The organism is Candidatus Nitrospira nitrificans (genome assembly GCF_001458775.1).
Taxonomy (GTDB): domain Bacteria; phylum Nitrospirota; class Nitrospiria; order Nitrospirales; family Nitrospiraceae; genus Nitrospira_D; species Nitrospira_D nitrificans.
Map to the genome: position 1 here is coordinate 32,188 of NZ_CZPZ01000031.1, position 15,110 is coordinate 47,297.

Annotated in this window: 11 protein-coding genes; 9 read left to right on the forward strand and 2 right to left on the reverse strand. The window is 51.9% G+C overall.

What is annotated here, in order from left to right; genetic code table 11:
• Position 1 precedes the first annotated feature (1 nt).
• The 9 genes from COMA2_RS14290 (at position 2) to COMA2_RS14325 (ending at position 11,495) form a co-directional block, all read left to right on the forward strand.
• Entirely contained in the window at positions 2–3,355 is a 3,354-nt protein-coding gene (locus COMA2_RS14290) for a Swt1 family HEPN domain-containing protein (protein WP_090899592.1), read from the forward strand.
• Between the two features lie 81 nt (positions 3,356–3,436).
• A complete protein-coding gene (locus tag COMA2_RS14295; protein WP_090899595.1) occupies positions 3,437–4,075 on the forward strand; it encodes a hypothetical protein in 639 nt (212 codons plus the stop codon).
• A gap of 888 nt (positions 4,076–4,963) precedes the next feature.
• Positions 4,964–6,727, forward strand: coding sequence for a KAP family P-loop NTPase fold protein (locus COMA2_RS14300; RefSeq protein WP_090899599.1), 1,764 nt, complete (start codon positions 4,964–4,966; stop codon positions 6,725–6,727).
• Positions 6,728–6,992: 265 nt separating this feature from the next.
• Positions 6,993–7,598 (forward strand): Qat anti-phage system associated protein QatB, encoded by a 606-nt coding sequence (gene qatB / locus COMA2_RS20525; RefSeq protein WP_342672623.1) that lies wholly within the window; start codon positions 6,993–6,995, stop codon positions 7,596–7,598.
• 98 nt (positions 7,599–7,696) lie between these two features.
• Positions 7,697–8,872 (forward strand): Qat anti-phage system QueC-like protein QatC, encoded by a 1,176-nt coding sequence (gene qatC / locus COMA2_RS14310; RefSeq protein ID WP_217490760.1) that lies wholly within the window; start codon positions 7,697–7,699, stop codon positions 8,870–8,872.
• Positions 8,869–9,630, forward strand: coding sequence for a Qat anti-phage system TatD family nuclease QatD (gene qatD / locus COMA2_RS14315; RefSeq protein ID WP_090899608.1), 762 nt, complete (start codon positions 8,869–8,871; stop codon positions 9,628–9,630). Before qatC ends, qatD begins: the two co-directional genes overlap by 4 nt.
• A gap of 145 nt (positions 9,631–9,775) precedes the next feature.
• Positions 9,776–10,177, forward strand: coding sequence for a CPBP family glutamic-type intramembrane protease (locus COMA2_RS21375; RefSeq protein WP_407919017.1), 402 nt, complete (start codon positions 9,776–9,778; stop codon positions 10,175–10,177).
• Between the two features lie 9 nt (positions 10,178–10,186).
• Positions 10,187–11,281, forward strand: a complete 1,095-nt coding sequence (locus COMA2_RS19870; RefSeq protein WP_139077382.1) for a hypothetical protein — start codon at positions 10,187–10,189, stop codon at positions 11,279–11,281.
• 13 nt (positions 11,282–11,294) lie between these two features.
• A complete protein-coding gene (locus COMA2_RS14325) occupies positions 11,295–11,495 on the forward strand; it encodes a hypothetical protein (protein ID WP_090899613.1) in 201 nt (66 codons plus the stop codon).
• Positions 11,496–11,751: 256 nt separating this feature from the next.
• Here the strand turns inward: COMA2_RS14325 and COMA2_RS14330 are convergent, their stop codons facing one another.
• A complete protein-coding gene (locus COMA2_RS14330; protein ID WP_090899616.1) occupies positions 11,752–13,569 on the reverse strand; it encodes a phospholipase D-like domain-containing protein in 1,818 nt (605 codons plus the stop codon).
• Between the two features lie 270 nt (positions 13,570–13,839).
• Entirely contained in the window at positions 13,840–15,105 is a 1,266-nt protein-coding gene (locus COMA2_RS14335) for a Dyp-type peroxidase (protein WP_090899619.1), read from the reverse strand.
• Between the last annotated feature and the right edge of the window lie 5 nt (positions 15,106–15,110).

Consider the following 15,110-nt stretch of genomic DNA (forward strand, 5'->3'; position numbering starts at 1 on the left):
AGTGGCCATCACCAATCATGAGCGCGTCGGAAAAATGCTCGATTTACTTCGAGATGGGTTGCAGCCATTTCTTGAACGGGAATTGAAGGCCCAGTATCAGCAGCTCTGGCTTGAAGAAGTGAAAGCTACATTGTCCAACCAACAGCTCACGTTTGCTGGCGCGGAGGACAAGCCGCACTGGGATATTGCCGCAATTCTTGCCGTTATGTGGAACCAATGGAATGAGGTGTTTCGGAAGACACTGGGCAACGCGGAGCGCACGCTGGTGAGCGAGTTACGGGACACCAGAAACAAGTGGGCACACCAGCGTCCCTTCAGTACGGATGACGCCTACCGCGCACTCGATAGCGCAGCTCGTCTCCTGGCGACCATCTCGGCAACGGAGGCGACCGAAGTAGAGAAGATGAAAATGGAGCTGCTACGGGTGCGCTTCGACGAGCAAGTACGCACTGAGAAGCGACGTTCCGCCGGCACTGCGATAGAGAGTCAAGTTAATATGGGCCTCAAACCGTGGCGTGAAGTCATCACCCCGCACAAGGATGTTGCCAGCGGGCGATACCAGCAGGCGGAGTTTGCCGCCGATCTTTGGCAGGTGCATTTGGGCGAAGGCTCGGATGAGTATCGCAAGCCGGTTGAATTCTTTCGTCGAACCTTTCTCACTGAAAGCCTGAAACACCTTCTCACTGGAGCGGTGCAACGGCTGAGTGGTGAAGGGGGCGATCCCGTGGTGCAGCTCCAGACTAACTTCGGCGGGGGGAAAACGCACTCGATGTTAGCGCTGTATCACCTGTTTTCTGGTTCCCCTGCCAGTGAGCTGTTGGGTGTGGAAGAAATTCTCAGAAATGCTGGGGGACAGCCCGCGCTCCCTCGAGCCAAGCGTGTTGTGCTGGTCGGAAATAGGATCTCACCCGGCAACCCAGTGACGAAGCCTGATGGCACGGTGGTCCGGACGCTATGGGGAGAACTGGCCTGGCAATTGGGCGGCAAGCCAGCCTTTAAACGGATCAAAGCCGACGACGAGAATGCTACCAACCCTGGTGATGCGTTACGTGAACTATTAAACGAATACGGGCCTTGCCTGATCCTGATTGATGAATGGGTAGCCTATGCACGGCAGTTGCACGATCAGAGCGATCTGCCTGCTGGTAGCTTCGAGACGCACTTTTCCTTTGCCCAGTTGTTGACCGAGTCGGCTAAGTTGGTGAAGCATTGCCTACTCGTTGTCAGCCTTCCCGCATCCGACACAGCTGGCTCGCCCCATACTCAGGCCGACGACGTCGAGGTAGGCGGTGAGCGAGGGCGGGCAGCGCTGGATCGTCTGCGCAACGTCATCGGCCGCGTAGAGACCTCCTGGCGACCGGCGAGCGCCGAGGAGAGCTTCGAGATAGTGCGCCGCCGATTGTTCGAGCCATTGGTTGAGAAGGCTCAGTATGTAGCACGCGATACGGTCGCGAAGGCTTTCTTCGACCTTTATTCGACACAGGGCGCTGAGTTTCCACCTGAGTGTCGCAACGCCGATTATGAGAAACGGCTTAAGGCGGCGTACCCGATCCACCCGGAGGTGTTTGACCGGCTCTACACCGATTGGTCGACTCTCGTGAAATTTCAGCGCACACGCGGCGTGCTTCGTCTAATGGCCGCAGTGATCCACAGCTTATGGGAGAAAGGGGACCGTAATCCGCTGGTTCTCCCTTCCAATATCCCAATCGACGACCCGCGCGTGCAGTTCGAGTTAACCCGCTACCTGTCCGACAACTGGGTGCCGGTCATCGAGAAGGATGTGGATGGTCCCAACTCACTGCCGCTCCGGATCGACAGGGAGGTGCCCAATCTTGGAAAGTTTGCTGCCTGCCGCCGAGTAGCACGGACTATCTATCTTGGGTCAGCGCCAACAGCCAAGGCCGCCAATCGCGGACTAGAGGATCGGCGCATCAAGCTAGGTTGTGTGATGCCGGGGGAAGCACCAGCGATTTTCGGAGATGCGCTCCGGCGCTTGAGCGAATCGGCTACCTACCTCTACAAAGATGCTGCCCGCTACTGGTATTCCACTCAACCCACGGTAACCAAATTAGCCGAAGACCGTGCCGAGCAGCTTAAGGCAGACCCAGATGCTGTGGTCAAAGAGTTGGAGAATCGACTACGCGCTGACCTTCGGAAAGAGGGCGATTTTCGGCGGATTCATGCCCTGCCGCAATCAGGGCAGGATGTACCGGATGATCTTGACGCACGATTAGTTGTATTGCGGATCGAATATCCATATAGCAAGGATTCGGAAAGTCCAGCGATGGCGGCAGCGAAGGCCATCCTTGAATCACGAGGTAACATTCCTCGCCTGTATCGGAACACACTGGTATTTCTTGCCGTAGACAAGACACGGCTCCAGGATTTGGACGAGGCGGTGCGGCGTTTTCTGGCATGGGAGTCCATTCTCGGAGAAAAGGAGATACTCGACCTTTCTCAGCATCAAGTGAAGCAGGCGCAGGATTTGAAGGATAGTGCCTCCAGCGTTGTCAACGCGCGCATACCAGAATCCTATCAATGGCTCCTGGTACCCACACAGGCGTCGCCCAAGAACTCTGTAGAGTGGCAGAGTTTCCGACTTGCTGGCCAAGAACCGCTGGCGGTGCGGGTGAGCAAGAAGCTTCGCAATGACGAACTGCTGATAACGGGGTTTGCTGCCACCCGTCTGCGCTTAGAATTGGATCAAGTGCCGTTGTGGCGTGGAGACCATGTTGCCATCAAGCAACTAATTGAAGACTTTGCTCGCTACGTGTATCTGCCACGGCTTCGCGAACCAGCCGTGTTGATCGAGGCCATCAGAGATGGGCTCAGGCTACTCATGTGGCCGGACGATTCATTCGCGTATGCCGAGAGCTTCGACGAAACGGCGGGACGCTACCGCGGGCTTCGCTGTGGTCAGCCAGTAAATGTTTCGGAAGATAATCTGTCAGGCCTGCTCGTTAGACCAACAACGGCACTCAAACAACGCGAAGTGGAGACAGGTGCCATACAGGGGGAGGGAGCAAAGGGTCCTTTCAATGGCGAAGGCTTGAAAACCGGAGTTTCTGGTTCCGATGCAACTTCTCCTACAAATGGAACTGCTTCCCAGGAAATTCCTAAGCCGAAGCGCTTTCATGGGAGTGTCATTCTCGACCCCACGCGGGTAGGTCGGGATGCAGGACGCATCGCCGACGAGGTGATTTCTCATCTGGTTGGGCTGATGGGCTCCGATGTGACGGTCACATTGGAAATCGAGGCCAGGATTCCAAACGGGACGCCCGATAACGTAGTGCGCACCGTCACAGAAAACAGCCGCACGCTGAAGTTCACGAGCCAGGGGTTTGAAGAGGAATAGTTGGATGGTAAAGAAAATCGAACCTATTCCATCTGCAGTTGAGCAGAGTATTACACAACGGACCAAAGCTTAGAATTGGCCATGTTTCCGATCCTAAAAATTGATTTGGCTGACGTCGCAGAGCTTAGGCTTAACGCCTTGGATTTGGTGGATACAAACCTGGCTGATCCGAAGTGTGCTGGGCGCTGTTATGCCTATGCATACGACGGCCTTGCCGCGGAAGCTGGTGACTTGAAAACAACGTGCCATCTTTGGTTGCTTCACCACGCTATTGCAGCGTTGTGGGAAGAACATCCGAAGCAAAAGGTGTTCATTTGCTATGAGGCCATGCCAACGATGATGAGATTATTCATTTGCTCCAAACGACCGGTACCTCTCGCCAAAATCCATAAAGTTTTGTCTCGATCGCCGGCTTATGTTGAAACTGGCATGGATCTCTTACGATTCAGCAAAATTCGCCCGCTTGTCTATTGGGAGCCACCATCGAGCATGATGGCCTTGTGGCCGGCTGGCATGTCAGGAGAAATAGATGAAGATCGAGTGATTGATTCCGGACAACTCCTCAGCTGGAACAGTTATCCAGAATCTGATCATGCCCATTCAGTTCCTGTCGATCAAGCGGGTCCTGACTACACGCGTGTACCGACAGATGAGCATAGTAGCTTCACGCTGAATGATCGGCTGTATCGATTTGTGAATCGATGGGGCGTTGTGGCGTAGTCGGAGACCACGTCGGTTAGCGGGTCAAGCTTTTGTATCTTAACGTTTGACACAGGTTGGCAAGCAGGACGAGCTTGCAACATGGCCTAAATGGGGAGTAACCCCAGTCCAGAATGTTCTTTGTACAGCGGGCTCCGATGCTACTCCTTCTCCCCTTGCTCCTTCTACTTCCTCTTTCTGCCTCCGCCAAAGATCTCGGGGAACTCAGCGCCAATCCGTATCAGCAGAACTCGACGGCCAATCCGTACGGGGCGGGGAGTCCCTTTGCGCCGAACGGGATCAAGAATCTCTTCAGCCAGTACGGCAGTCCGTTCAGTAATCAATCGGCGATGAATCCTTTCGCGACCGACGCGCCAAGGCTCTATGACCAACAGGGAAATTACCGAGGCAACTTGAACGCCAATCCCCTACGACTCCGACTCAACCAGCAACCCCTACGGCCGGTACGGTTCGAGGTTTTCGCCCGACTCCATCAACAATCCGTACGGCGCAGGCAGTCCGTTTCACTCCGAGAGTCCCACCAATCCCTACGGCCGCGGCTTGCGAATCGAAGGACAGTAGTTGATAGCGTTCTTCGTGGTCCCCCAGGGGCAACAGTCGACTGTTTTTGCCTGTGAGGCGCACCGTTCGAAAGTCAATACGCATGCCTGACCCTAACTCTTGGACAACCTAATCGATAAGGATGAGGCAAAGAGCGTTTGTGGTAAACGCGCATTGGAACGCTCTGGTCGTCGGCTAAGACACGGCGAGTTACTACGGTCAGGAATATTGATGACCTGATGGCGAAGTGGTAGTGGTAGTGATCTTTCGCTGCGGTGGTCGCAACCATTGCAGAGGCGAAGTGCTAGAGTTGGCGAGCCGGGTTGCTTAAAGTTGGAGGGACATTAGATGTGGCCAGATAATGAGACAGACCGAGATTTCCTGAACTTTACGGGTGTCGCCGACACAGTCGCTGAGATCATTATCCATGCTAAAGGACGACCGATTTCGATAGGTGTTTCTGGAGCCTGGGGCGTAGGTAAATCATCCATGATCAGGATAGTCCGCCGTTCCCTCACACAGCGTTCGGGCAATGGCAATGGTGACTTTATCTTCGTGGATTTCAACGCCTGGCTTTATCAGGGATATGACGATGCACGTGCTGCACTGATGGAAGTCATTGGCGAAAGGCTTATAGAGGAGGCCGAGAAGCGCAAAAATGGTCTCGACAAGGCCAGGGAATTCTTAGAGCGCGTCAGATGGTTTAGGCTTGCGAAGTTGGTGGTGGGCTCTGCTGCAGCCCTGTACGCAGGACTACCCCCGGAAGGGTTAGGTAGCGAAATGAAGGACGCGGCATCGGGGCTGCTCGATGCAAAGAAGAAGTCTTCTCCTCCTCAGGAAATACATGCGCTTCGGGAAAGCTTCGAGAAAACGCTCGAGGCCATGAATGTGACTCTTGTAGTCATGATCGATGACCTAGACCGATGCCTGCCCGAAACGACAATCTCGACATTGGAGGCTATTCGGCTATTTCTATTCTTGAAGAACACCGCTTTCGTGATCGCTGCTGACGACGCGATGATTAAATACGCCGTTCGTCGCCATTTCCCTGACGTAACCGACGATCTTGTTATTAACTATTTTGACAAGCTCATTCAGGTGCCAATCCGGGTGCCTCCCCTCGGAACGCAGGAAGTGCGCGGGTACATGATGTTGCTATACGTGGAAAACAGTGGCGTTGACGAGAGCGTTAAAGAAAAACTTCGTGCGGACATCTGTAAGCAACTCGGGCAGACATGGCAAGGCAAGCGGGTTGACCGTGCATTCCTACAGTCGCTGTACGACAAATTTGACCACGAGCTCGTCGGGAAATTCGACACAGCGGACAGACTCGCGCCCCTGATGACGACTGCGTCAGGAATTTTGGGGAATCCTCGTGTGATTAAGCGCTTCTTGAATGCGCTTGCCATCCGTATGGCAATCTCAAACGCTCATGGCGTCGGCGTGGACGAAGCAGTCCTCGCCAAGATGTTGCTGTTCGAGCGAATTGGTGATCCGAAGGCCTACGCGGAGTTGACGAAGGCGGTGACTGAAAGTAGCGATGGAAAGCCTGCGTTCTTGTCCGAATGGGAAGAGAAAGTGAATGCCGGACAAAAGGTTTCATTGCAGGCACCGTGGGACGATCCCTTTGTCCTGGAGTGGCTGACGCTGCCCCCAAGGATTGCAGATCGTGACCTCCGGGGCGTGCTTTATGTCAGCCGCGAACATGCGCCATTGATCAGTCCGCAAGACCGGCTGTCCTCGGAAGCCGCTGAGTTGTTGACAGCTTTGCTCCAGCATCCTGATATGGCTGCCAACTTGAAGGACCGCCTCTCGAAAGTCCCCAGGACGGAAATCACAGTTATCATGGATCGCCTGTTAGACCGAGCGCGGCAGGAACAAGAATGGGGCGTACCGCCCGTCCTTGAGGCATGCTTAGTAACGGCAGGAGCGGATGCGGTGCAAGGGGCGCGGCTCGCCGCTTTTCTATCTGAACGTCCGGTGGCGCAAATTAAAGCGAGCATCATTCCAAAGATTAGCGATCAGCCTTGGGCGACCAGTGTTTTTGAAAAATGGGATACATCGACGGGGTTGTCTGATCCGGTTAGGAAGGCAATAAAACAGCAGGGATAGGATGGGAACGTCCGCATCTAGCAAAGGGCCAGGCGGCGGAGTCCCTATGGTGCCGCCATGGGTTCCTCCCATTCCTCTCAGTCCCCCATCGCAAGATGGAGACGGGACCGGGCCAACGGATAGCGGTGACCAAGATGGGCAGTTGCCCATCACCCCTAATCAATCAGCCGCGCAAATACCTCCGTCTCCAATTGCACCAGCAGCGCGCTTTGGCGGGGCACGGCTTAGTCTGGGCAAGTTCGGACGAGGTGGCGATCGTCAGGATATGCAACGCGGCATCGGAGACTACGTCCGGAGAGGATATGGTGGCCAGGCAACCGCCGTAAGGCGGTTCGGCGGCACGGCAGCAACGGCGGGTACCCTTCATGGAGCCTTGTCGAGCGTCGCCAGAGGGCAGGCCGCTACACCTGGAAGTCGCCTCGACCCGGCCCTTCTCGCTGGTCGATCAGCGCGGGAAGTCATGGACGCAATCATCGAGGCGGTTCGCCCGGGGGATGGCACTCAGGATGCAGAGGCAAGTCGGGTGGCGATCAAGGACGCCTTATCCGAACTTCTAACGATGTTTCCCGACGCCGATCTTCTCAATTTGACCGAGGACCAACGCGGTATGGCAATCGAGCGGTTCGTTGCATTGGATGTGTATCAGCGCGCGGTGCTTGATATTGGCAAAGCAATCCAGGACAAAGCGCCAACAGCTACGGTCGCTCTTTCGCGTCTCAAAGAAGTAAAGGAGTATGTCAAGCAAACGGTTGCGGCGGCTTTTAGAAAGCTGCAAAGTGCCGGACATCGCGTGACGACGGGACGTGTTAACAAAGTCGTTCGCGCCGCTCTGGAGGAAACCTTCCAGGTATTCGAGGGGTATGCATTATGAAGCTCGTTTGTGCCCCAAAGGATTACTCTTTCAAAGGGACTTCGAAAGTATTGGAAGTTGTCCTCTATGGGCCAGCGGATAGGCCAACGCGTGGGAGTGTGGGTGCCGCCGTCGCGGATAAGATTTCTCGCGAAAAGTTGCACGGTGCAACGAGGGCGTGGGACTTTCTGTCGCTTGCGCTATCCGTGATAGCCGCTGACCTGGCCGGTCATCGGAATATGAGCGCGGATGGTTGGACGCGCGAGTTCGAGTTGGAGATCTCGGTGGCCGATCCTGCTTTTTGGAATGCGCAGCGGGAATTGGTGGGAAAACTGCTTGAGTTTCTTACCATCGATAGATGGAAAATTAGCTTTATGGGGGGAGGAATTTCGCCCGCCCCGCCCACGCAACCAGTTCTGCCGCCTGAAGATTGCGTAGCTCTGCTTTCAGGGGGGCTGGATAGCTTCATTGGGAATGTGGATTTAGTCAGTGACGGCCGAAAGCCATTTGCCGTCAGTCAAACTGTGCGAGGCGACGCGGAGAACCAACGATCATTTGCGAATACCATCGGAGGTGGTTTGAGGCATCTGCAGATAAATCACAATGCCGAAGTTCCAAATCCTGAGAATCCGCCATCGCAGCGGGCGCGATCGCTGATTTTCTTCGCATACGGGGTCCTTGCGGCAACAACACTGAAATGCTATCACGCTGGTGACAACGTGACGCTGTACGTCTGTGAGAACGGGTTCATCTCGATCAACCCGCCTCTCACCGGATCGCGCCTGGGAAGCCTCAGCACCCGCACGACGCATCCGGTATTATTTGGTCTGCTTCAGCAGCTGCTGGACGTTGCTGGTCTAAGGGTGCACATGGAGAACCCGTATCAACTTAAGACAAAGGGTGAGATGCTGCGCGACTGCACTAATAAAGCCCTGCTGAACGCACATGCATCCTACACGACGAGCTGCGGGCGATTTAAGCAATTCGGTTACAAGCATTGTGGACGGTGCGTACCATGCCTCGTCCGCCGGGCGGCGTTCCACACTGCCAAATTGAGAGATACGACGGAATACGTGTACGTGGATCTTGGGTGCGATGATGCAGAGCACGCGGGTTTTGATGACGTCCGTTCCGTGGGAATGGCGCTCGCCCAAGTAAAAGCGGATGGCTTGGAGAGTTGGATTGGAACGGCTCTCAGTACCACGCTTTTGGGCGATATTAGTCCACTCCAAGCGATGGTAGGCCGCGGGCTCGGCGAGCTAGAATCTTTGTTCAAGCACTACGGTGTTAAATGATCGACTTTCACTGTCATCTCGATCTCTATCCAAACCCGTTGGCGGTGCGGGACGAGTGCATCACACGCGGCCTGTACGTCCTTTCGATCACGACGACGCCTTCAGCTTGGAAGGGAACGTCCGCATTGGCGGAAAAGAGTCAATGGATTCAGACGGGGCTTGGTCTACATCCACAGATCGCTCACGAACGAAAAAGTGAGCTGGTGCTATTTGATGAGCTTCTACCTGGCACACCCTACGTCGGCGAAATAGGATTGGATGGTGGTCCGGAGTACCGACGATATTGGAATGATCAGACAATGGTATTCGATCACGTGCTGAACGTGTGTAGGGAGGCGGGAGGGCGAGTCATGTCGATCCATAGCCGACACGCGAGCAAGGCTGTGATTGATCGGCTAGAAGGGTGCCCGGATGCGGGGACGCCTGTGCTACATTGGTTTTCCGGTAGCCTTCGTGACCTAGATCGTGCGGTTGGCCTGGGATGCTGGTTCAGTGTCGGTCCGGCGATGTTGCGCACCAGGAAAGGAAGAGATTTGACAGCAAAAATGCCTCGCGAACGGGTGCTTACGGAATCAGACGGTCCATTCGCAACAGCCCACGGACGATCATTATGGCCATGGGAAGTCAGTGATGCCGTTAGCCAACTAGCAGAAATTTGGAGTGCAAGCCAAGAGGATGTTGAGAAGACAGTTTGGAAAAACCTTCAAACTCTGTTGAGGGACGAAAAGGGAGTATTTAAAATACCTAATGAAGAATAGTCTCAATTGGGAGTGGGAGAGGGAATTATTACAGAGCACTCTTATACTCAGTGCGCCCATATACTTGTGGGCTCAGCCTAGAGGCGCGCCTCTTGGCTATCACTCAATATGGGATTTGAATAAATGGCTACTTGTGGCTATTGCGATGCTTTGTACATGGCAGTGCCTTGAGGGTATTCGTCGACTTCACGGGACTCGGTACTCTGAAACGGTGATTAACTATTTTGTCAATCTTCGTTTCTGTAGCCACCAATTAATTGGCACAATATTCGTCGCAATCCTGGAAGAAATCCTCTACAGAGGACTTATCAGCTCTTATGCATCTTCTTTACTATCCGTGATCGCTTTTTCTCTTGCCCACAAGGGCGCATGGGTGAGGTTGTTCTCCCTACTTTTTGCGATATGCATGGAACTGTCTTTGGCTTTATCTGCAAGCCTACTTCTATGCATCTTAATTCATATTGCAGTAAACACTACCACCTGGTTCTACGTTAGGACTATTCCGATAAAGATGACCGATGAAGGAACAATTGCAATTGCCCTGTAGGATATTCCCATGTCTACCACAAAGAACGCTGTCCCTAAAATGATCCAGAACAATTGGGCAAAAACGGCAAAATGGGCCTCATGCTTGCGCACCGTTCCCCGCAATAAAGTCCGTAGATTTGAACAACGGATGCTACATGCTGGAGATGTTGTTGTTTGTCGGGTTGAAGTGGCTGCTTTCCCTCATTCAGCTATTGAAGATTCATCAGGACGTCTGCAATCGCTTTTTCCAGGAGACATTCTAGTAACTACGGTCGCCAATAGAGAATCAACACGATGGAATGTTGGCAAAGTTCCAGAAGATGATGTTTACCGGCCTGGCCGCCAGTTAACCATACTTAGCATTCAGGGAATAATAGGAGATTTAACTGAATGCGCCAGCGACACTCAAGAATTCGCAACTCACGTAACTGTTCTAGGGGTTGCGATCAGCGACACTGCCGCGAATATGAATATCTCGAATTATGCAATTACACCTTTGCAATACGATAGGCCAACACAACTTCCTCTCACCATCCTAATAACAGGGTCGTCTGCTGAAGCCGGGAAGACAACTGCAGGAATCAACATAGTGCGATGTCTTATTCGTGAAGGGCACGACGTAATTGCTCTAAAAGCCACTGGTACAGCGTCGACAATTGAGCGTCAAATCTATGCAGATGCTGGTGCATCTCATGTGATTGATCCTATTGATTTCGGATTAGCAACGACCTATTCTAACGAAGAACGGGGCTGCATGAAAGGCAGGTTCTTAGGTTGCCTTTATCACATCGCTAATTTGAACTGCAGCTCGCTCGTAGTGGAGTGTGGAGGTGATCCCATTGGTGCTAATGTCCCTCTTTTTCTAACTGCACTTCGGGAATGTGGAGCACCTCAGTTCCATGTATCATCTGCATCAGACTGTCTTGCAGCCTTAGGATTAATAACTCTCTTTCAAACAATCAACCTTCCAGTAAACATGTTCTGCGGCCGTTGTACGGACACTACGCTTCTAAAGAACAGAACAACCACCTTAACTGGCATATCATCATTGAACCTTGCCACAGGCGTTGATAATGACGCTCTTTATGCGATGATTAGAAAACTTACATCGACAATAAACTAGAGGAGTACTGATAATGCTATTTGATTCACCAGCAATTAGGAAAAAACTAGGCACCGTTAAAGTGCTTAGAGCTATCAAAGTTGATGATACAAATTACCTGAATGTGGCACAGGCCTTGGGGCTGAATGTAAAACGCAAAGGAGTTACTGCATCAACAATTTATATCGTGCAAAAAGCACCAGAAATTCAAAAAAAGAAAAAGGGCAAACCATAGCGCCCTATCAGTAGAAGAGATATGGTGTAATCTCCCCGGTCAAGGAGACGCTGACAAGGAAGTGACGTCTCCCATAAAACGACGACCCCTGAAAACTAGAGTAAGATGGCGGTTTCAGCGGTCCTCGACGAGAGTCCTAGTACATTTTCTGAATCCGCAAGTATCTAGGCATTGCACAACGGCTGACATAGTGCCATCCAAAGGGACAGTGATCAGGAAAGCATTGTCCAGAATTTGTTTCGATGTCTTGAAACATTTAATTTGTTTTCCTTCGTGTAATCGGTTTATCGCCATCTCGCTTGGTTTCGTCTTTAGGCCTTTTCTCGGCGTTTGTCACCCAGGTTGGTTCCGGCTTAGCAAAAAACATTTCGCGCCGTCTAGTCTTGAATGCGTCAGGCTTAAAATATGAATTAGTCCACTCGTCTGTCTCATCTAAAAATGCGCCAGTTGCTTTATGGCCTCGTACCTCAATCTCATTGGCCACATCGCGGAAGTAAAAATGCCGGAAGATTCGATCAAACTCAGTAAGATAAATGTCTGCTACCCTCTTGTCTCCTCGAATGATAAGCATATTCTCATCATTGGCCGTCAGTGAATTGTTCGAAAAATTTGCTGAGCCGGTGCAGACTAGGGGGTCGTCTGAAAGTGGATCAATGAGCAAGAACTTTGTATGAACATAAAAGATGTTTCCAGATTTGCGGTAGTGCTCTTCTTCCCAGAACCACTTGTCGAGGCTAAAGTTCTTGATTTTCTGCTTTTTGAACTTCTTGTTTGTGTATACCGTCGTTTGACCGAGATCTGCTCCATAGGAAATGATGACATCCTTATCAGCCCGGAGGCGGGTTGCCATGTCCTTATTTGGTCGCTTCTCCATCAGAACGAACCGTAGGAACTCCCGGTCTTTCGCTAATGGCAATATGAGCTTTTCATTTACACCGAAAGCCGCCGTAAACATGACTGACTGCTCAGCATCGAGAATTCTATTGGCATACCAATCGAGCATCGCTGCCCGCTGGCGAGGTGAAAACACAACAGTGATCGAATTATTAGCAGGTACTTCTTCAGGGTGTGGTGTAATCCTAGTGACGACAGACTTTGAAGTCGAAGTATCAGGATCTTTTGAAATCTCCTTCCAGTAATCGAAGTACGTTGTTGCCGTGGATGCGTCGCTGATTTTGTGCCCTACATTAGTCTGCCCCAGAAACCCAGAGGGTGTGATATTAGTTGAGCCAGTCCAGACCGATATGGGCTTGTTGCCAGACAGTCGCACAATAAACTTGTTGTGCGGGATCTTTGGTACCGTTCGAGGGAACAACACCTGTTTTTTGTGTGCCTTTCTCGGCAATTGTGCGGTTTGGATTGCTTTGTCGTTTGCAGAAGTCTTATGGTAGCTAATCTGCACATCAACACCGCGGTCAACAGCAGCTTTGAATGCGTTGAGAATAGGCTTGTAAGTGAACTCGTATAAACAAGCACGTAACGCCTCGCCAGGCGGAGTCTCGTTAATGAATTGGAGGCAGGCTTCCGCTAGCGATCTTGAGAGCCATCGCGTGACCGGTTGTGTAAGATCATCCAGTTGCTGAGGGCTCGGTTTTATATCTCCGAATTCTTTAGCGAAATGCTGACTGGCGATCGCTCCACGATTGAACCAAATACCGTGGCCATTCGAGTCATCTTCGGCTTCGGTTTTGACAGCGAATTCGATCATATCATTCGGTGGAGCTCCCATCGAGTCGATGGGGCCATACATCGGCATGATTCGCATTGTATAGTTGGTTGAGGGAGTTGCTGCATAATCGCTCCAGAGAAAGCTCTGTACCGGATGTTTGTCGGTCCTAAAGACTGGAGGCTTACCGTTTACTAACTCCTTAGGATTGGGGACAATGGATTCAAATACCTTCTGAGACCGAAGGTATTTGCCCGCTTCATCGTCGGGACCCTTTCGAAAAAATGCGAACCCTCTTAGACCTCTTCGCCTGGCCTCATGACAATTGATCGCCATTAGGATTGTGCGTGTCCCGCTGATGATACGCGCCTCAAATTCTCCATTGTTCGACTTAGCGTAGATCCGCATGCTCCCTCCTTCACATTTCGTTCTCAGAATACAGTGAGCGTAAGCTGACTAGGTTATGCACGCGAGTAATGGGTGTGCTAGGGAAGGTCTGATTAATCGATATTTCCAACCCGAAGCCTTTCCCATCCTCTGTGTTTTCATGCTGACTAATCGCACTCGGGAATTAATCAGCCTTCTCTGGTGTGAGAAAGCGTTAGGCACCTACTAAATGTGGACAATTTATCAAAGCGTATGGGTATCGCCCCCCTTTTCTTTGTAGGGTCCAGGTGGTTATCCCACAAATAATCCGGAACCAACAAAATCCTCACCCTGAGGTGAGGCAGGAGGGCAGAAGTAGTAACCCCCAGTGACATTTGAGAGAATGCCCTTACCATATAGGGTGTCAGGGCCCGTATTGGGAACCGGAAAGTCTGGGTTTGTTTGCCACATCTGCACAGGCCACTCAAACTGTTTCCGCAGATCCCTCATGAAAGCGAGAAAGAGGAGGCCGCATTGAATCTTGCCTGTTTCATCCAGTCCGTGGAAAAAGGGGTAGCCACGACGCAAGAATCTTCGATCAAGATCGGATATGCCAAGAAGATCAAGGCCGGAACGCCGGGGTTGAACCTTGCGTATGTGTGATGCGAGTGAGCCGTCCCTTGCATCTTTCGGATCCGGGTAGAGCGGGGTCATGCCCCCTGGTCCAGTACTCTTGCGTGACAATGGTTTCCCACTGCTTTTGCTACGACCAATCGCTGTTTCCTGCTCCTTCTCGCTCATTGTTTCCCAGATTGGGAGGTTTTCGCGAATCTTACGCCAGACAAGGTAAGAGCCGTTCACACACCAATCCGGTTCCCCATCTTCTGTGCGGACATAAACCAATCTGTCGAGTTCGCCACCATTCGCATTAGATATGTTGTCAATCCCATCGTCAAATTTAAGAAACTCTTTTTTATCCGGGCGCGAAAATCCTTGTTCAATGCGACGTACCTGTAGACGCTTGTCGACAAAACCGTGCGCAATTGAACGAGCTATAGCCGTATTTACATATGGATGATCACTAGCGACCAAGACTAACAAGTCAGCCATCTCATTTATTGGATCGTAGCTATCTCCAATAACTCGGGGCATGGGTTTTAACCAGCGGGGACGAAGCCCGTTCAAGCCGTATCTATCGTGACCTTCTGCCGTTTCGAACAGTTTGGATCCTAGCGCTATTGTGACCGTTACCCTATAGGTGGTAGGCACCTGTTGGAGAACAGGCAGGTTTGAAACCGAAGGTGGCTTTCTCATCTCGTGCTGTGCAAACCTATTCAGCCGTCTAAATACCTCCACAAGAGCTTCCCGACTATTTGCGGATACATCTGTGGCGACAACGGTAAGAAAGGCTTGTGGGTTGATGCGTCCTGCACGTTCTACTGCATATCTCTGTTGATCGATACCCTCTGCCTCTGGTGGCGAAACTGGCCATTGTGGATCCGTAATTCCCGATTGGAAAGGCCCGGTCAATAATGGAGAAGGTTTTCGAAGAATTACGGGTAAAGCCTTGTCGATCATCCCTG